Annotated in this window: 17 protein-coding genes; 5 read left to right on the top strand and 12 right to left on the bottom strand. The window is 52.3% G+C overall.

Annotation, left to right across the window (positions count from 1 at the left end; translation table 11 throughout):
- The first annotated feature begins 76 nt into the window (after window positions 1-76).
- The 3 genes from rhlE to ybiB all read left to right on the top strand — a co-directional run bounded on the left by rhlE (window position 77) and on the right by ybiB (window position 4,706).
- The gene (rhlE, locus tag AB4K05_RS04195; RefSeq protein ID WP_368478765.1) at window positions 77-1,453 is read left to right on the top strand and encodes an ATP-dependent RNA helicase RhlE; all 1,377 of its coding nucleotides are present in this window, start codon (window positions 77-79) and stop codon (window positions 1,451-1,453) included.
- A 96-nt stretch (window positions 1,454-1,549) separates the two neighbouring features.
- Window positions 1,550-3,697 carry an ATP-dependent DNA helicase DinG gene (dinG, locus tag AB4K05_RS04190; protein ID WP_368478764.1) on the top strand — a complete coding sequence of 716 codons (2,148 nt, stop codon included), beginning with the start codon at window positions 1,550-1,552 and terminating at the stop codon, window positions 3,695-3,697.
- 40 nt (window positions 3,698-3,737) lie between these two features.
- Window positions 3,738-4,706, top strand: a complete 969-nt coding sequence (gene ybiB, locus AB4K05_RS04185; protein WP_368478763.1) for a DNA-binding protein YbiB — start codon at window positions 3,738-3,740, stop codon at window positions 4,704-4,706.
- Between the two features lie 215 nt (window positions 4,707-4,921).
- Here ybiB and ybiJ read toward each other — a convergent pair whose 3' ends face one another.
- The 4 genes from ybiJ to AB4K05_RS04165 all read right to left on the bottom strand — a co-directional run bounded on the left by ybiJ (window position 4,922) and on the right by AB4K05_RS04165 (window position 9,592).
- Window positions 4,922-5,182 (bottom strand): DUF1471 family protein YbiJ, encoded by a 261-nt coding sequence (ybiJ, locus tag AB4K05_RS04180; RefSeq protein WP_368478762.1) that lies wholly within the window; start codon window positions 5,180-5,182, stop codon window positions 4,922-4,924.
- Between the two features lie 457 nt (window positions 5,183-5,639).
- The gene (gene ybiX, locus AB4K05_RS04175) at window positions 5,640-6,317 is read right to left on the bottom strand and encodes a PKHD-type hydroxylase YbiX (RefSeq protein WP_368478761.1); all 678 of its coding nucleotides are present in this window, start codon (window positions 6,315-6,317) and stop codon (window positions 5,640-5,642) included.
- A gap of 45 nt (window positions 6,318-6,362) precedes the next feature.
- Window positions 6,363-8,645, bottom strand: a complete 2,283-nt coding sequence (locus AB4K05_RS04170) for a catecholate siderophore receptor Fiu (protein ID WP_368478760.1) — start codon at window positions 8,643-8,645, stop codon at window positions 6,363-6,365.
- A gap of 332 nt (window positions 8,646-8,977) precedes the next feature.
- Window positions 8,978-9,592 (bottom strand): flavin reductase family protein, encoded by a 615-nt coding sequence (locus AB4K05_RS04165; protein WP_368478759.1) that lies wholly within the window; start codon window positions 9,590-9,592, stop codon window positions 8,978-8,980.
- A gap of 133 nt (window positions 9,593-9,725) precedes the next feature.
- On the opposite strand from AB4K05_RS04165, the gene rlmF reads away from it, so the two are divergent.
- Window positions 9,726-10,652 (top strand): 23S rRNA (adenine(1618)-N(6))-methyltransferase RlmF, encoded by a 927-nt coding sequence (rlmF, locus tag AB4K05_RS04160; protein WP_368478758.1) that lies wholly within the window; start codon window positions 9,726-9,728, stop codon window positions 10,650-10,652.
- A gap of 41 nt (window positions 10,653-10,693) precedes the next feature.
- On the opposite strand, the gene glnQ is transcribed toward rlmF, so the two are convergent.
- From glnQ to rhtA, 5 genes are all read right to left on the bottom strand, one after another.
- Entirely contained in the window at window positions 10,694-11,416 is a 723-nt protein-coding gene (gene glnQ / locus AB4K05_RS04155) for a glutamine ABC transporter ATP-binding protein GlnQ (RefSeq protein ID WP_368478757.1), read from the bottom strand.
- Window positions 11,413-12,072 carry a glutamine ABC transporter permease GlnP gene (gene glnP / locus AB4K05_RS04150; protein ID WP_368478756.1) on the bottom strand — a complete coding sequence of 220 codons (660 nt, stop codon included), beginning with the start codon at window positions 12,070-12,072 and terminating at the stop codon, window positions 11,413-11,415. Before glnP ends, glnQ begins: the two co-directional genes overlap by 4 nt.
- A gap of 79 nt (window positions 12,073-12,151) precedes the next feature.
- On the bottom strand, window positions 12,152-12,898 hold the full coding sequence (glnH, locus tag AB4K05_RS04145) for a glutamine ABC transporter substrate-binding protein GlnH (RefSeq protein WP_368478755.1): 747 nt from the start codon (window positions 12,896-12,898) through the stop codon (window positions 12,152-12,154).
- Between the two features lie 362 nt (window positions 12,899-13,260).
- Window positions 13,261-13,764, bottom strand: a complete 504-nt coding sequence (gene dps, locus AB4K05_RS04140) for a DNA starvation/stationary phase protection protein Dps (RefSeq protein WP_368478754.1) — start codon at window positions 13,762-13,764, stop codon at window positions 13,261-13,263.
- A 291-nt stretch (window positions 13,765-14,055) separates the two neighbouring features.
- A complete protein-coding gene (gene rhtA, locus AB4K05_RS04135) occupies window positions 14,056-14,943 on the bottom strand; it encodes a threonine/homoserine exporter RhtA (RefSeq protein ID WP_368478753.1) in 888 nt (295 codons plus the stop codon).
- 353 nt (window positions 14,944-15,296) lie between these two features.
- Here rhtA and ompX point away from each other — a divergent pair, with 353 nt between their 5' ends.
- The gene (gene ompX / locus AB4K05_RS04130; protein ID WP_368478752.1) at window positions 15,297-15,806 is read left to right on the top strand and encodes an outer membrane protein OmpX; all 510 of its coding nucleotides are present in this window, start codon (window positions 15,297-15,299) and stop codon (window positions 15,804-15,806) included.
- 75 nt (window positions 15,807-15,881) lie between these two features.
- On the opposite strand, the gene AB4K05_RS04125 is transcribed toward ompX, so the two are convergent.
- The 3 genes from AB4K05_RS04125 to mntS form a co-directional block, all read right to left on the bottom strand.
- Entirely contained in the window at window positions 15,882-16,835 is a 954-nt protein-coding gene (locus AB4K05_RS04125; protein WP_368478751.1) for a nickel/cobalt transporter, read from the bottom strand.
- Window positions 16,836-16,953: 118 nt separating this feature from the next.
- Window positions 16,954-18,534, bottom strand: coding sequence for a phosphoethanolamine transferase (locus AB4K05_RS04120; protein ID WP_368478750.1), 1,581 nt, complete (start codon window positions 18,532-18,534; stop codon window positions 16,954-16,956).
- Between the two features lie 256 nt (window positions 18,535-18,790).
- The gene (gene mntS, locus AB4K05_RS04115; RefSeq protein WP_035892278.1) at window positions 18,791-18,916 is read right to left on the bottom strand and encodes a manganase accumulation protein MntS; all 126 of its coding nucleotides are present in this window, start codon (window positions 18,914-18,916) and stop codon (window positions 18,791-18,793) included.
- Window positions 18,917-19,051: the final 135 nt, after the last annotated feature.

Here is a 19,051-nt window from a genome sequence, read left to right as displayed (position 1 = left end):
TGGTTTTTGTCATTCCCTCGTTTTTTATCCCCTCGAAAACTACACCGCATGCGGTCGGGGTGGGTGTGGAGTACTTATGTCTTTTGATTCTCTCGGATTGAATCCCGAAATCCTGCGTGCCGTTGCTGAGCAAGGCTACCAGGAACCCACCCCCATTCAGCAGCAGGCGATTCCTGCTGTACTGCAGGGCCGTGATTTAATGGCGAGCGCACAAACCGGCACCGGCAAGACCGCAGGGTTTACTCTGCCATTGCTGCAGACGCTGGTTTCCCGCGAACCGCACGTTAAGGGCCGCCGCCCGGTACGCGCGCTGATCTTGACCCCAACCCGTGAGCTGGCGGCGCAGATTGGTGAAAACGTCCGTGAATACAGCCGCTACCTCAACATTCGTTCGCTGGTGGTTTTCGGTGGGGTCAGCATTAACCCACAGATGATGAAGCTGCGTAGCGGTGTTGATGTGCTGGTGGCAACCCCAGGTCGTCTGCTGGATCTGGAACATCAAAACGCCGTTAAGCTCGATCAGGTTGAGATTCTGGTGCTCGATGAAGCGGACCGAATGCTGGATATGGGCTTCATCCACGATATCCGTCGCGTCCTGACGAAACTGCCAGCGAAGCGTCAAAACCTGCTGTTCTCGGCAACCTTCTCCGACGATATTAAAAGCCTGGCAGAAAAACTGCTGACTAACCCGCTGGAAATTGAAGTGGCACGCCGTAACACCGCGTCTGAGCAGGTGACTCAGCATGTCCACATGGTGGACAAAAAGCGTAAACGTGAACTGCTGTCGCAGATGATCGGTGAAGGCAACTGGCAACAGGTGCTGGTCTTCACCCGTACCAAACACGGGGCTAACCATCTGGCCGAACAGCTGAATAAAGACGGCATCCGCAGCGCTGCGATCCACGGGAATAAATCCCAGGGTGCACGTACTCGCGCGCTGGCTGATTTTAAATCCGGCGACATCCGCGTATTGGTGGCGACCGATATTGCCGCCCGTGGCCTCGATATTGAAGAACTGCCGCACGTAGTGAACTTTGAGCTGCCAAACGTGCCGGAAGATTACGTGCACCGTATCGGTCGTACCGGCCGTGCGGCGGCAACCGGTGAAGCATTGTCACTGGTGTGTGTAGATGAACACAAACTGCTGCACGACATCGAACGTCTCCTGAAAAAAGCAATACCGCGTATTGCGCTGCCGGGCTACGAGCCGGATCCGTCTATTAAGGCTGAGCCAATTCAGAACGGTCGCCAGCAGCGTGGCGGCGGCAACGGCGGCAACGGCGGTGGTCGTGGTCGTCAAGGTCAAGGTCAAGGCAACGGTCGTGGTCAGCAGTCGCCGCGTCGTACCGACGGCGGTGCGCCGAAAGCCAAACCGCGCAGTGCGGAAGGAAAACCGGCAGGCGATAAGCCACGTCCGCCGCGTCGCCCGCGTAAACCTGCAGCGGCACAGTAAATTGCGAGCCCGGCCGAAAGCCGGGCTTTCTTTTTTGCGGCATCGGGCAGAAGATGTCACAATAGTGGCTGTTTATACAGTATCTCAGGTTTTCTCATGGCTTTGACCGCTGCGCTGAAAGCGCAAATCGCCGCCTGGTATAAGGCGCTCCAGGAACAGATCCCCGATTTTATCCCCCGCGCGCCGCAGCGGCAGATGATCGCTGACGTCGCGAAAACGCTGACCGGGGAAGAGGGACGTCATCTGGCGATTGAAGCACCGACCGGCGTCGGCAAAACCTTATCCTACCTGATCCCCGGCATTGCTATCGCCCGGGAAGAACAAAAGACGCTGGTGGTGAGCACCGCCAACGTTGCGCTACAGGACCAAATCTACAGCAAAGATCTCCCGCTGCTGCGCAAGATAATTCCCGATTTACGTTTCACCGCGGCTTTTGGTCGTGGGCGTTATGTGTGTCCGCGTAATTTGTCGGCGCTGGCCAGCACCGACCCCAGCCAGCAAGACCTGCTGGCGTTTTTAGAAGATGAACTGACGCCAAATAACCAAGAAGAGCAAAAGCGCTGCGCGAAGCTAAAAGGGGATTTGGATAGCTATAAATGGGATGGCCTACGCGATCACACCGATGTGGCGATTGATGACGACCTGTGGCGACGCTTGAGTACCGATAAAGCCAGCTGCTTGAACCGCAACTGTCATTACTATCGCGAATGTCCTTTCTTTGTGGCCCGTCGGGAGATTCAGGAAGCCGAGGTGGTGGTGGCCAACCATGCGCTGGTGATGGCGGCAATGGAGAGTGAAGCGGTACTGCCGGAGCCAAAAAACCTGCTGCTGGTCCTCGATGAAGGCCATCATTTACCGGATGTCGCCCGCGATGCGCTGGAAATGAGCGCTGAGATCTCCGCGCCGTGGTACCGTCTGCAACTCGATCTCTTCAGTAAGCTGGTCGCCACCTGCATGGAGCAGTTCCGCCCGAAAACTACGCCGCCGCTAGCGCTGCCGGAACGGCTGACCGCGCACTGTGAAGAGCTGTATGAGCTGATTGCCTCGCTCAACAATATTCTGAACCTTTATCTTCCCGCAACTCAGGAGGCCGAACATCGCTTCCCAATGGGCGAACTGCCGGATGAGGTGATGGAGATTTGCCAGAGGCTGGCAAAACTGACTGAAATGCTGCGCGGGTTAGCGGAGCTATTTTTAAACGATCTGAGTGAAAAAACCGGCAGTCACGATATCGTTCGGCTGCACCGGGTGATTTTGCAAATGAACCGCGCGCTGGGGATGTTTGAATCCCAGAGCAAGCTGTGGCGGCTGGCGTCGCTGGCTCAGGCGTCGGGGGCACCGGTCAGCAAATGGGCCACCCGCGATGTTCGCGACGGTCAGATGCATGTCTGGTTTCATTGCGTCGGCATTCGGGTCAGCGATCAGCTAGAGCGCCTGTTGTGGCGCAGCGTTCCTCACATTGTGGTCACGTCTGCGACCCTGCGTTCGCTGAACAGTTTCTCGCGTTTGCAGGAGATGAGCGGCCTAAAAGAAAAAGCGGGCGACCGCTTCGTGGCGCTGGATTCCCCGTTCAACCACGTTGAGCAGGGTAAAATTATCATCCCGCAGATGCAGTACGAACCGCTAATCGATAGTGAAGAGCAGCACATTGCCGAAATGGCGGCCTATTTCCGCCAGGAAGTCGCGAGCAAAAAACACCGTGGGATGCTGGTGTTGTTTGCCAGTGGGCGTGCGATGCAGCGCTTCCTGGAGCATGTGACCGATTTGCGTCTGATGCTGCTGGTACAGGGCGATCAGCCACGCTATCGGCTGGTGGAGCTCCACCGCAAGCGGGTAGAAAGCGGCGAGTACAGCGTGCTGGTAGGGCTACAATCTTTTGCCGAAGGGCTTGATCTGAAGGGCGAACTGCTAAGTCAGGTCCATATCCATAAAATCGCTTTCCCGCCTATCGACAGCCCGGTGGTGGTAACCGAAGGCGAATGGCTAAAAAGTCTGAACCGCTATCCTTTTGAGGTGCAGAGCTTACCGAGCGCCTCGTTTAACCTGATTCAGCAGGTTGGGCGTCTTATCCGTAGCCACAGCTGCTGGGGTGAAGTGATCATCTACGATAAGCGGTTGTTGACCAAAAACTACGGTCAGCGTTTACTGAATGCGTTACCGGTCTTCCCGATTGAACGACCGGAAATGCCGGCAGTGTCGGAAGTGAAGCATAAGGCCAAAGCGCCGAGGCGTAAAAAACGCTAGCTTGCCTGAGCGTCGTATGAGCATTCAACAGGAGTCGCAAATGGATTACCGCAAAATCATCAAAGAGATTGGACGAGGCAAAAATCACGCGCGATCCCTCGATCAAGACACCGCGCGTAGCTTATATACCCGGATGCTTGAGGGTGATGTTGCGGATCTCGAAATGGGCGCCATTTTGCTCTCTATGCGGATTAAAGGCGAAGGCGAAGCGGAAATGCTCGGCTTTTATGAAGCCATGCAGTTGCAGACAATCCATCTAACGCCGCCGTCCGGCAAACCAATGCCGATTGTGATCCCAAGCTACAACGGTGCGCGCAAACAGGCGAATTTGACGCCGCTTCTGGCGATGCTGCTGCATAAACTGGGCTTTCCGGTGGTGGTCCACGGCGTTAGCGAAGATCCTACGCGAGTGCTGACGGAGACGATTTTTGCGCTGATGGGAATCGAGCCAACACGCCATGCCGGGCAGGCACAGGCAAAGCTTGATAGTCACCAGCCAGTTTATATTCCGGTGTCCGCAATCTGCCCGCCGATTGAAAAGCAACTGGCTCTGCGCTGGCAGTTGGGCGTGCGTAATAGCGCGCACTCGCTGGCGAAGCTCATCACGCCGTTTGCAGAAGACGCGGCGCTGCGTTTGTCGAGCGTATCGCATCCAGAGTACGTGACCAAAGTTGCCAAATTCTTTAGCGATATTGGTGGACGTAGCCTGCTGATGCACGGTACGGAAGGGGAGGTGTACGCCAACCCGCAGCGCTGCCCACAGATTACGCTGATTGATAGACAAGGTGAGCGGGTGGTCTTCGCGCGGCAAAACGAAGATCCAGAAGAAGCCGTAGCTTTGCCGTCAGCTAAAGATCCTGAAATTACCGCCCGCTGGATTGAGCGCTGCGTCGCCGGCGTCGAGCCTGTGCCGCAGTCGTTGAAAATTCAAATGGCCTGCTGTTTGCTGGCTACCGGGGAAGTGAATTCCATCGAAGACGGTTTAGCCCGCGTCGCCCAAGCCTATTAACCCTCCGTAGGCCGGATAAGCATAGCGCCATCCGGCAATGCGCTCGGAACTGCCCGATGGCACTATGCTTATCGGGCCTACGAATGGTCTCCATCGCAAATTTCAGGCAAAAAAAAGCCCGGCGTGGCAGCCGGGCAAAAAAGGGTATCAACAAGTTCAATGAGGGTTGGAGCACCCGCGAGCGGTCGACTCACGGGGTATAACAGGGTTGGCAATTATTTGTAGATAACTGCAGTACCGCTAACTTTGTTGTTGGTGTTAGCAGAAGTGATGGCGTAGCCAGAAGCACCCGCTGCGGCAGCTTTCTGCGCCAGCTGAGCTTCCATACCATCCAGAGTGCTTGCGCCGTCTACGGACACAGTACCCATTTCATTCATTTTCTGAGCCTGAGCTTGAGTCACTGGTTGTACTGCAAAAGCACCAAATGACAGGGCAGACAGGGCGATAGCAGCAACAGCATATTTAATGTTTTTCATAATTAATTTCTCGCAGGTTGTTCTGTTCAGGGGACGATGTTCTGTCGATGTGATAAGTATCACGTTTTTGTTTGGCAGAATAAATCGAAGAGAATTGATGTCGATAATCAAAAAAATTGAATTATTATTAATTTATTGATTATTAATAAAATATTCACGACATGAATGGGTTTGCGGAGTGCTGAACGAAAACTGACCGAACGAAGGCACGATTTGCCACTTTATTTGCTAAAAAGCATGCTCGTAAAGATAATCGATTGCTCTGTATATTGCGGTATAGATTTGTTATCGAAACTGGATTTAGCGCCTATCTGCGGCATTATATGCTTTTATTTGTAACTCTATTAAGCTTTTGTCTTGCTGTTTATTGAGCACGGGGCGGCCTGGCATCGACATACGCCGCGCTTCGTTTATGCCGCCCATCTTCTTCATATATTTTGAGAAATTTTGGCCGTATTTAGATCTCTGACCATTCCCGCAGCAGATTGTGATACAGATTGAGCAATGAGAGCGCTTCTGCCGATTCGCCGTGACGGCTTTTCAGTGACTGAATTGTACCGTCGAGTTCAAACAGCATGGCACGACGCTTATCATCGCGGACCATCGATTGGATCCACATAAATGATGCAACGCGTACACCGCGGGTGACCGGCGTGACACAGTGCAGGCTGCTTGAGGGATAGAGCACGAGATCGCCTGCCGGTAGCTTGACCGAATGCTGGCCGTAGGTGTCGTTGATGGTCAGCTCGCCGCCGTCGTAGCTTGCAGGATCGGATAAAAATAATGTGGCCGAGAGATCGGTGCGCATCCAGCCGTTTTGCGGATGCTGGCGTACCGCGCCGTCAACGTGGAAGCCGTAAGTCTCCTGCTGCTGGTAGCGATTAAACAACGGGCTGGAAAGCGTTTTTGGCAGCGCGGCGGCAAAGAACAACGAATGGCGGTTGACCGCCTCCAATACTTTCGCCTGAAGCTTCGCGTAGCGTTCAGTGTGGGTATCCACCTGCTGATTGTTCTTTACCTGAGCCCCTTGCGCGCCGACAGTCGCTCGACCATCTACCCATTCTGCCTGATTCAGCTCATCAACAAGATAACGCACCTCCTGCTCGGTCAGTACGCTGGGAATACGGTACATCATGGGGTGTCTCCTGAAAAAAGTGGGGCTTGCGCCCCACGGTATGACTTAGAAGTGAACGTTAGCCGTTAACGCGAAGGTTCTCGGTTCGCCTGGGTGGTAGCGATAGCCACTTTTGTTGATGGAGGAAACATAATTGGTATCAAACAGGTTGTAAACATTCAGCTGCAGGTCAAGCGTGCTGTTGACGCGGTAGCCAAGCTTGGCATCGGCAACCCAGTAGCTTTCGGTATAAGACGGTGTTCCCACCGCGCCATCTTTGCCACGGTGCATACTACCAATGTAACGAGCGCCAGCGCCCACGGAAATGGCGTCAGTCGCTTGGTATTGGCTCCACAGAGTAAAGGCGTGTTCCGGAGTGTAAGGCAGGGAAGTCGTGCCGTCCTGAGCAACTTCTGCGCCTTCGTGTACGGAGGCACGTTGTTGGGTAAAGCCCCCAATGACCTGCCATGCTGGCGTGATATTACCGGCAACCGAGAGCTCATAACCTTCTACACGTTTGGTGCCGTACTGGGAGTAGGTGCCATCGTCGTTGGCTTCTACATCGTTCTCAATTTCGGTACGGAACACTGCGGCCGACAGCAGCAGGCGTTTATCCAACACCTCCCACTTAGTGCCGACTTCGCTGGTTTTGGCTTTCTGCGGCTTAAAGTCGGTACGGTTAGCGCTGCTACCAGTGCCGCCGGCTGCCAGGGCGAAGTTGCTGCCGCCTGGAGGCTGCTGAGAGATGCCGTAGTTAACGTAGACATTGCCATTTTGCGTCAGGTGATAGAGCGCACCGGCTTTCCAGTTCACCAGATTACCGGACTTAGTGGCGTCTACGGTGGTGACCGGGGAGTTTTTCGCCACGCCCGCCGGGCAGGCTATGGCTCCACGGCCGCTTCCGCCACACAGAGAGGCGCTGTCATATTCGGTGTGGTAGTTATCAAGACGCACGCCGCCGTTCAGCTCGAAATCTTGCGTGATTTGCAGCGTATCAAAGGCGTAGATGCCGAAGGTATCGGTCTGGCCATTGGCGTTAGCGCCGCTGCGACGTAAGCCGCCCAGTGAAATATTGCTGTTCGGGTTATACAGGTTTACCGGTGGCGGGGTAAACGGATACACGCCGTAGTTAGTTTGTTGTTCGTGGGTAAATTCCACGCCGGTGCTGATGTCGTGACCTACAGATCCGGTATAAAACTTGGTCGTCAGGTTCGTCTGGTTGGTGAGGATCTTGTTGCTCACATCTTTGGTGTTGGTGTTACGCGTCCAGGTCCAGGTATTGACGTTATTTGGGTCCGGCATGCCAATATTGGATGCCCCGCCCATCATCGCGGTCATCATATAGTCCTGCTTGATCTGCGACCAGCGGGTGATGTTGCGAATAGTCGTAGTGTCGTTGAAGTCGTGCTCGAAACGCATCGTTGCCGTATCGGTGGTTGAGTCGTCGTAATCCGAGTTGGTGCCATAGAAGTTATGGGTATCAACTTTGCCAGAAGAATTGAGCGCTGATGTTTTGGCATTTGGCGCAGAGTAGCCCGGCAGCCCTACGGTTGGCACACCGCCGTCTGGGGTATTGTTTTGTTTCACGTGCAGATAGTTAAGGTACAGGCGGTTTTGCGTACCGAGGCCAAAAGCGATAGACGGTGCGATACCGTAGCGCTCATTTTTGACATTATCGCGGCCCGCATCATGCGTTTTCTCACCCATCAGGTTTAAACGCACGGCAGTGGTATCGCCAATCGCTTCGTTCAGATCCAGGGTGCCACGGCGATACCATGCGCTGCCGATACTGGCGGAAGCATCAATACCGGAGTCCAAGCGCGGCTGTTTGCTGATCATATTGATCGAGCCCGTTGGCGCACTGCGGCCGTAGTCAGAACCAGATGGCCCCTTAATTACTTCAACCTGTTCGGTGTTGAACGTATCGCGAGTGACGCTGCCGATATCACGAACGCCATCGACGTAGATGCTATTGGAGGTGTCCGCACCGCGCATATAGATGGCGTCGCCGGTTGTGGAGTTACCGTTTTCGCCGGCGAAGAATGCGCCTACGCCCGGCACGTTTTTCAACGCATCGGTCAGGTTGGTTGCGCCCTGATCTTTAATAACCTGCTCGGAAATCACCGTCACGGTGCGGGTTGTATCCGCAATCGGGCGGCTGAATTTTGGGTCGGCGGATTTTCTCGGCGCGTACAGAGAAGGGGCTTGAGCTTCAACAACCAGGGTGTCATTCGGGCTTTTTTCTTTACTCTCATCGGCTTGGGCCGCAGGCGTTAGGCCAAGGCAAAGCCCGGTGAAAATGGTCAGCGAACTAAAGCTGCTGAACGGAGTGGTGCGATTCTTTTCCATATCAATGAGTTCTTATGATTTTAAAAGCGATGTAAGTGATGACATTCGGGATCTCACGTCCCTTTTGCCACTGCAGGTTTATTATTGTTAAATGCTGTTGATAATGATTCTGATAATCGTTATCAAAAGCGCAGCACTTTTTATCACTCATTGAGCTAAAAATAAATACATTGCTTTACAGTTTCTTCATAATTTATACATAAAGCTTACATATTTCAGGGGATTGAACGCATGCGCGGGGGGCAATGTTCGGGGGGAGGACTAACGAATTGGCAGGTGTAAACGTTGAGAAGGGGACCTATCAGCCGCCGAAACGGCTGACGTGGCAAGCGCTAACGGGCATCTGGGCGAATTAAATCAAAGCGGTGGCTTTCGTCTATGGTGTAGTAGGCCGAGGGACCACCGGCTCGCAGTACCGGCTGCGCACGTGCCGTCTGGTAAATACCGTCTTCTAACAGAGATTCAGCGATATGAATGCCCACCACTTCGCCGAGAACCAGCCAAGTATCTACGGCGCTGCCGTCTGCGTCGGTTAGCTGAATACACTGTGACAGCCGACATTCAAAGTTAACTGGGCTTTCTGCCACGCGTGGCGCTTTTACCAGACGGCTTGGGGCGGCGGTGAGCCCAGCCAACGTAAATTCATTTTCGCCGTGCGGCAGGCTCGCGGAGCTTTCATTCATCGCGACTGCCAGCTCACGGGTTGTCAGGTTCCAGACAAATTCTTTGGTATCGACGATATTCTGCACGCTATCTTTCCAGCCGCTGCTGGCGAAACCGATTATGGGTGGTCGATAGTTAAAGCAGTTAAAGAAGCTATAGGGCGCTAGGTTGGGGCGTCCTTGCGCGTCGACGGAGGCAATCCAGCCGATAGGCCGTGGCCCGACAATAGCGTTAAGCGGATCGTGCGGCAGTCCGTGCCCTTCGGAAGGCTGATAGAAATACATAGATGGTTAATCCTTCAAGTTGTCGCGGCGTTGGTTGCACGTAACGGGCATTTAATCGCAGGAATGCAGACTCCCTTATTTACCGCACCGCCGTCAACGGGTATCTTACGCGGCATTACGACAGGAGAAAGTCATGACTACCCAGAAACCGGGGTTGCATCCGCGCAACCGTCACCATAATCGCTACGATTTGGCCGCATTGTGTGAAGCTTGCCCCGCGCTGAGCGATTTTATTACCCTCAACCCGGTTGGGGAGCAAACCATTAATTTCGCTGACCCGCAGGCGGTAAAGACGCTGAATAAAGCCCTGCTGGCCCATTTTTACGCGGTGAAGGATTGGGATATCCCGGAAGGATTCCTCTGCCCGCCGGTGCCGGGACGCGCTGACTATATCCATCATCTTGGCGACCTGCTAAGCGATGAACGCGGTGAGGTAGTGAAGGGGGCTAGCATTCTGGATGTCGGCGTTGGCGCGAACTGCATTTATCCTCTGATTGGTGCGCACGAATACGGTTGGCGTTTTACCGGCAGCGAAACGCACCCGCAGGCATTTTCCAGCGCTCAGGCAATTCTTAGCGCCAACCCAACGCTCAACCGCATGATCCGCCTGCGTCGCCAGAAAGATCTGACGGCGATGTTCAACGGCATTATCCACAAGAACGAGCAGTTTGATGCCACGCTGTGTAACCCGCCGTTCCACGATTCTGCCGCCGCCGCACGTGCGGGTGGTGAACGTAAACGCCGTAATCTGGGCCAAGAACGCGATGGTGCGCTGAACTTTGGCGGCCAGCAGCAGGAGCTGTGGTGCGAAGGCGGTGAAGTGGCCTTTATCAAGCAGATGATTGCCGAGAGTAAAGACTTTGGTCGTCAGGTGATGTGGTTTACGTCGCTGGTGTCGAAAGGCGAAAACCTGCCGCCGCTGTACCGCGCGTTAACCGATGTCGGTGCCGTGAAGGTGGTGAAAAAAGAGATGGCGCAGGGGCAAAAGCAAAGCCGCTTTATTGCTTGGTCCTTTATGGATGACGATCAGCGTCGTCGTTTCTTGGCGCGTAAACGCTAAGAAAAAAGGCCGTTTATCCCACAGGGTAAACGGCCTTTTTATTAGGAGACGTGCTGCAGGAATTCTTGCAGACGCTGGCTCGGTGGATTCTTCACCAGCTCCTGTGGGTTGCCATCTTCGGCAATACGCCCTTTATCAATGAAAATCAGGCGAGAAGCCACTTTCTCAGCGAAGCCGATTTCGTGGGTCACGATAACCATCGTCATCCCTTCTTCCGCCAGATCCTGCATGACCTTCAGCACTTCATGACGCAGCTCCGGGTCCAGCGCGGAGGTCGGCTCATCAAACAGCATCATTTTAGGCTTAACCGCCAGCGCACGCGCAATTGCTACACGCTGCTGCTGGCCGCCGGACAGTTCAGACGGATAGTGGTGCGCACGCTCAGCTAGGCCCACTTTTGCCAGCAGATCTTTGGCCAGCTTTTCCGCCGCCTCTTTATTCTGACCGCGCACGCGAGTTGGACCAAACATCACGTTTTCCAGAGCCGTCAGATGCGGGAACAGATAGAACTGCTGGAACACCATCCCGGCTTCTTGACGGATCAGACGCTCGTCAACTTTTGGATCGTTAACTTTCAGACCGTCAACGAACAGATCGCCGCTGGTTATCTCTTCAAGTTTGTTGATGCAGCGCAGCAGGGTCGATTTACCGGAGCCTGACGGCCCGATAATCACGACCACTTCACCCTGTTTAACGTTGAGGTCGATGTTATGCAGCACCTGGGTATGGCCAAAGTGCTTGGAGACGTTTTTAAATTCAATCACAGGATTTTCATCCTTCTTTCAAGAATGCGAAGCACGATATTCAGTACCTGAGTGATGATCAGGTAGATAACGCCAACGGCGGTCCAGATTTCCAGCGCGCGGAAGTTTCCGGCAATGATTTCCTGACCGCTGCGGGTCAGTTCTGCTGCACCGATAACAATAAACAGCGAGGTGTCTTTGATACTGATGATCAACTGGTTGCCAAGCGCAGGCAGCATACGGCGAACGGCCAGCGGCATAATCACGTGGCGAATGGTTTCGCGACGTGACAGACCGAGTGCCAGGCCCGCTTCGCTAAAGCCCTTATGAATTGACAGCACCGAGCCACGGGTGATTTCGGCGATGTACGCACCTGAGTTGATCATGATGGTGATCACGGCGGCGGTGAAGGTGTCGATGCGGATGTCCGGGAAGGCCATCGGCAGGGCGAAGTAGATATACATCACCTGAACGACAATCGGCGTACCGCGGATCACTTCGATAAAGATAAGGGCGATGGTGTTGGCAATTTTGCCACCATAGGTACGGGCTAAACCCGCGACTAGGCCGATGATAATACCGCCAGCCAATCCAAGGATCGAAATCCACAGAGTCATTTTGGCGCCGTCCAAAAGAATTGGAATGGCAGGCCAGATGACGCTCCAGTCAAACTGCATGATGATAATCCTGTTACCGTGGTTCAAAAATAGCAGGGGCGAAAGGCCGCCCCTGAGTTTGCATCATATTTTAGAATAATTATTTAGGTTCGATGCCGAACCATTTTTTGTAGATTTCGTTGTACGTGCCGTTCTCTTTGAGCGTTTTCAGCGCGCCGTTCACTTTTTCACGCAGATCGTCGCTGCCTTTCGGGAACGCGATACCGTACTGCTGCGCTTCCAGAGATTCGCCTACCGCTTTGAACTGACCGTTACCGGCAGTTTTGATGAAGTACAGAATATTTGGCGTGTCGTGCAGTACGGCGTCAGCGCGGTTAGTTCCTAACTCCATATAGGCGTTATCGATGTTCGGGAACTGACGCAGATCTTTGGTTTTGATATTGGCTTTCGCGTAATCAACGGAGCCGGTGCCGCTTTTCACTGCGACCACTTTGCCATCGAGATCTTTCACGCTCTTGATGTCGTTATTGTTGTTTTTCACCATCACCAGCAGGCCGCTTTTGTAGTAGCCGTCGGAGAAGTCGATGGCTTTTTTACGCTCGTCGGTGATAGTGATACCGGCCAGCGCCAGATCGATGTTTTTGGTCTGCAGTGCAGGGATGATACCGCTGAAGTCCATTGGCTTCAGGGTGTAATTCAGTTTGAGTTCTTTCGCAATAGCCGCCCACAGGTCAACATCAAAACCGACATATTGATTACCCTGTTTGAATTCAAACGGGACGAATGCAGTATCGGTTGCGACGACCAGTTGTTTCTCCGCGGCCTGAGATGAAACCGCAAAAGCCAGGGTGAGTGCTGCCAGTGAAACTTTAAACATTGACTTCATAGCATTTCCTTTTATATCCACGGGGCGATCCCCTGCGAGAACAATCTTCTTATGAAAAAATCGTGCCAACTTCACAATGCATTGTTTATTAACAGATAATGCTTTTCTCAATGCACGATATTGGGAGGATAAATGTCTTGGTGCACCATATAAGGGCACCAAGTTGGTGCATGAAAAGCGCATCGTTAAGTATGGTGTTTTTTAGCGCAAACGCAGGGGATAAAACAATCTTTTATTAACGATTGTGTGAGGTGACTATTACAACTTGTTTACTTTATCGGGGTTTGAGCGCGGCGGGATGCACTTTTATAGTGCAATGACTCCCGGCGAGGGGGCCGGGAGGTCATCATTTTTAATTATACTTATTCAATATTCGCTTCGATGAACCACAGGAATTTATCTAAATCGCGGGAGGCGGCGGTGAAGATATCGGCGGTATCTTCGTCTTTCGCTTCTGCAATCGCTTTACGCACATCGTTAGCAACAATCGCATAACGTTCAGCCAGCTCTTTCAAGTGATCCTGCACGCTGGTGATGTCCAGCGGATAGCTTTTCAGCGGAGTCTGCGCGTTAATCACCTGAGTGGTACCCAGTGCAATGCCGCCAAGCTGAACGGCACGTTCTGCCATGGTATCCAGATGATCGGTTAGCGCAGCGCGGAAGCCATCCAGCATCTCATGTACGGCAATAAAGTTAGCGCCGCGCATATTCCAGTGCGCCTGTTTGGTAATCAGTGACAGATCGATAAACTGAAGAACCTGACGGTTGAGTAACGCAACGGTAGCCTGTTTTTCGCTTTCCGGAACATCGTTACGCGTATAGAGAAGTTGGGCGTTTTTAGTTTTAACCAGTTTTGCAGTACTCATAATCATATATCCTCTTGATCCGATACACATATATATCCGGTGTATCTGCGTCCTCATGAATTAACGAAAACAAGTATAGCACCGTCACCAGAAACGTATTTTCTGGTTGTGCCTATAGGTTTGATAGTGAGCGCATAAAAATTGAGAAATTTATTAATAAACAGATAGTTATATTTATTTATCTGGCGTTTGTATATTTTTTAAAAGACGGTATTTGATCTTTGATAAATAATCATGCGATTTTTCTTATATATTATGCATAGTGGTACACACTATGCATAATAAATTGAATCAACCAATATCGACCTTTTCGATCTTTGTTTCTTGGCGCATCGTCAGTGTGGAACCCATAGATGCCATAATAATGGCGCCGAGCGCCAGCGTTTGGCTAAAGGTGAGGGTTTCGCCTAAGAACACCATCCCGGAGAGCGCCGCTAGCGCAGGCTCCATGCTCATTAAGGTGCCAAAGGTACGCGTGGGGAGGCGCGTTAGGGCAATCATCTCCAACGTATAGGGCAGCGCAGTCGATAAGATGGCAATAGCCAGCCCTATCGGCAGCAGCGACCAGTGCCAAAGCGCATCCGCGGCTTGGAAAGCACCGATAGGGACAAACACCACGGCGGCAATCAGCGACCCCATCGCAACCGTTGCTGGCCCGTGTTCTTCACCCGCCCGGCGACCCGAGAGAATATAGACAGCCCAGCCAGCACCAGCGCCAAGTGCCAGCAACGCGCCGGTTAAATCAACGTGGGCAACATCCTGACCCAAAGGCAAAAGGAACCACAGGCCGGTAACCGCCAAAATCACCCAGATGAAATCGACCGGTCGGCGTGAGGAGAATAACGCCACGGCAAGCGGCCCGGTAAATTCCAGTGCCACCGCAATACCCAACGGTATGCGCTGCAGCGAGAGATAGAATAGGTAGTTCATCGCCCCAAGAGAGAGGCCGTAAAACAGCAGCGGCAGACGCTGTTCTTTGGCAAAGCGCAGTCGCCATGGCTTAAAGATAACCACCAGAATTAGTGTCCCCAATGCCAAGCGCAGTGCGGTGACACCAGGTGCACCTATCAATGGAAACAGCGACTTAGCGAGAGATGCGCCACTTTGAATCGAGATCATCGAGATTAAGATGACGAGTATAGGTAACCATGACGGTAGTTTGCGAGACGTGCCGGACATCTTATTCCTGTCAATTTTTGTCAAACGAGGTAAAACCGGCAGTGTAATTGAAATAGTGCACGACGGTTGAGGATTTGTTGAAAAAAAAATGACCCGGAGCGAGTAGAATTCACTTAGTCGATGATTATTTCGTCTGTCAAATTAGGAATTGTCTGGAAAACGGCGTGTTGCTTTTGTCGCAAAAACGATAAAATTTAACGTAAAAATGCGTTGTTAATGAAAGGGATATCTCTAGATGGAAAAATATTGTTACATCAAAGATGCCCTTAGACATCATCAGGCCGAAAGAGTTTCTTAACAATTTTTGATATATTTGAAACTTAGGACTTATTAGAAGCACATTTGAGGTGGTTATGAAAAAAATTGCATGTCTTTCAGCACTGGCCGCAGTTCTGGCTGTTTCCGCAGGTACTGCCGTAGCTGCAACTTCCACCGTTACCGGTGGTTACGCTCAGAGTGATATGCAGGGCGTCGCTAACAAAGCTGGCGGCTTCAACCTGAAATATCGCTACGAAGCTGACAACAGCCCACTGGGCGTGATCAGCTCCTTCACCTACACCGAAAAAAGTGACACCCAGAGCGGCGTGTACACTAAAGGCCAATACTATGGCATCACCGCAGGTCCAGCTTACCGTCTGAACGACTGGGCAAGCATCTACGGTGTAATCGGTCTGGGCTACGGTAAAGCACAGGGTAACCAATTCCCTGACAACAACAGCACCAGCGACTACGGCTTCTCCTACGGCGCTGGCCTGCAGTTCAACCCAATCGAAAACGTTGCACTGGACTTCTCTTACGAGCAGTCTCGCATTCGTAGCGTTGACGTTGGTACTTGGATTGTTGGTGCAGGTTACCGCTTCTAATCACTTCGGTGATAGTAAAAGGGGTCATTATGACCCCTTTTTTATTGCCCTTTTTAAACCTATTCCCCACTCGATTCAACAACCCGCGGCAATATAGTCGCCGTTGGCGCTGATTGGGATCACCGTTAAGAAGAGTACGGTGGCGAACAGAATCAGCATGACTCCCCCCGCAATTTTCACCGCCGGCATTATCCAACCACGACTCGTTACGCCGCCAAAAAAGGCCACGGTGCGCTCGCGTGCATAGCGAACGGCCAGCGATAGTCCCAGAATCGACAACGCGGTGCCTAGCGCCATGGTCATCACCGCAGCCACTCCCCAGCTCACCATGCCGAGCGTATTGGCGAACATTAAAATCATGATGGCACCGCTGCAAGGACGCGCGCCAATGGCCAATATCACCCCTAAACGGGTTTTCCAGTCGCCCTGAGCTACTGATGCGCCAACGCCGTGATGTCCGCAGCCGCAGTGTGCGTCGTGTTCGTGAAGCGGTTGTAGCGATGAGATGGCGGGTTTGCGCGGGCGCAGGCTTTTAAGAGCGTGATAAATCACGAATAGGCCGAATAAACCGATCATCACGGCGCTGATTTTTTCTACATACCAACGGCTGGTGCTGAGGTCTCCGGAGGCTAGGTTAAAGCCCACGACCAGGATGAACACGAACAGAATCGCACTCACGCCTTGCATTAGGCTGCCGATAAATGGCACCACGCGGGCAGCAAGCAGGCTCTCTTTATTGGTGCTCAAATAGGTGGTGACGATAAATTTCCCGTGCCCCGGGCCGATAGCGTGCAGCACGCCATAAAAGAATGCGCCGGTCAGCAACCATAAACCGCCGCTGTACTCATGATTGTTAAGCTGCAGGAGATACATCACCAGATAGCGGTGCAGGGTAATTTGCGTTGCGAGACACCATTGGATGAAGGCACCCCAGTGGGAATGGAGCATGAACGCCGCCGCGAACAGCAAAAGCGTGGAAAACCCTGCGGTGGGGATGCGCCAGTCTAGAGAGAGACGTTGTACTGTCATCGTTCGGCCTATGATAAAAAAGGACTTGAGGACAGTATAGTAATGCAAGGTGGGGCGCACGTGCTATCCGTTAACCTGAACCGAGGGTCAACGGATAGCGAGAGAGAAAAGGGCAGAATTAGCTTTTAGGATCAAATAGATCGGTCTTAAGCGTATCGTAGTCCACTTTTTGTAACTGGAAGTTGGTGATGAAGACTTTCCCTGCTTTCTGTTTGGAAATAAAGCGATACTTCGGCGTGATTTCTTTGGTCTGAATGCCCGTCCACTGCGAGAAGAAGCTCAAGAAATCGTTGGCAGAACGGCGCGCCTTAATCACGTTATGCTTTTTATCGTCGCTTGAGAGCACCATAAAAGGTACTTGGAAGTTTTGCTGGTACTTATCATCATGCGCCAAATACTGCACCGATTTACCGCGCTCTTTGAACGCCAGTCCGTGGTCAGAGAAGTAAACCAGCGAAAAGCTGTCGGTATTGCTGCGTAGCTGCGTGTAGAGCTGGCTCAACAGATTGTCGGTTTGCGTCATGGTATAGAGATAACAAGAAGTCTCTTTTGACTGCACAAACTGCGCATATTTACCCTGAGTACGGTCGCAGGCCTGAGGATGTGACCCCATCAGGTGCAAAACAATCAGCTGCGGCTGGCTGCGTTGGGTTGAGAGGACCTGAGCGGTCATTTTCAACAACGCTTCGTCTTGGGTATTTTTGTCCGCTTCAAAATCACCGCTTTTCAAGAAATGAGCTTCATCGGCGCGTTTTGCAATGCTGGCAATTGCCGTGTCGTATTCGCCAATTTGTCCCTGATTTGAGAACCACCAAGTTTGGAAACCCGCGCGGTTAGCCAGCGTGACAAAGTTATCCTGGTACAGCGGTTTGCCGTCGACTACTCGGTTGAGCGTCAGGCCCAGTGATTTCTGCGTCGAGCCGCTCGCAGCCACATAATCCGTGAACAGATTGCCGTTGACTGAGCTGGCGAACGGCGTGTTATCCCAATGTCCGCCAAAAGCGCCCAGCGCATCACGGCGGGCACTTTCGCCGATCACCACCACATAGGTATGATATTTCGGCTTCACCGCAATGACGTTCCAAGTATCTTTCACCCCGGAAAGCTCCGCCATTCGGCGCTGCTCGTCGAGCACTTCATCGTTGTTAACGATAATATCTTTCACAAAGCGAAACGCGGGGTAGCCGCTGTCTTTGAGCTTAAAGACGCCGCCGTAGAGCTTATTTTGAATCGGCTGCACGAAGAAGACAGCGATGACGAACAGCAGGCACAGCGTATTCATCAGGTTCCAGCGCGTTTTTGCGACAGGTTTGCGGCGAACAGCAATAACCCCGAGCACAAAAATAAGCAGCCCTACTAGATAGCTGTACCATGGGAAAATAGTGAATATTTCCGTCGACTCTTCCATGTTGGTGGAATGTAGCGCCAACAGCGTGTTGAAGTTTGGCGCGCCGTAAGCGGTACTGAACGGAAAATAGAGTGCGGCAACGAGTGAATATACCCCGAGGATCACCTTTTGAACTTTTGGCAGCGAGCGCCACAGCAAATGTAGCACGCAGGTAAATGCCACCGCATACAACAGGCTAAACGGATAACCCAGCGCCAGGTTTATCAGAATGGATTGTAAAAAATAAAAACCTGTCCACGGGCTTATGTTGATCCCACGTGCGGCAAGGGTGTCTTTCAGGGTTAGATTCATAGATCGCAACTATAAAAACGCCATGTGCGTCCCCTGGCGTCAAGGGTTCTTTATTGACCAGACAATGCGTGAAGAGGGGGAAGCAAAGTACAGGGCTGCAAGAAGATAAAGCCAGCTTATTATTGGGTCAACTACTGATAACGAATTGTTTTGGGATGGCGATTACAAAACCAGAAAATAAGCGGGGTTTTCGAGCGCAGTCGAACAGTTTGCTGGGTGATTGTGACGGAATGATGAAGCGGCGTCGCGACGCCGCTTAGCGGGACGGAGTGTCCTGTTGCGGTTTGTTGTTGAACAGGTCGCAGATCATACCGATCAACATCAAGCGGACTTTAAATGGAGAGTGGCTAAACACGCTAATACACCTCTTAAATTCGTTCATGGTTCCTCCTGTGATCGGCTCGTCAATCCATGATGAGCGTTCGTATTACATACAGATATAGCACAGGCTATATTTTATAGCTATTGCTAAAACGTTAATTTTTTGTGCTCGGGTCACAATCCATTACAATGGGCG

The sequence above is a fragment of the Kluyvera sp. STS39-E genome (genome assembly GCF_040932435.1).
In the GTDB taxonomy this organism is placed as follows: Bacteria; Pseudomonadota; Gammaproteobacteria; order Enterobacterales; family Enterobacteriaceae; genus Kluyvera.
This window is presented reverse-complemented; position numbering and strand designations above follow the sequence as displayed.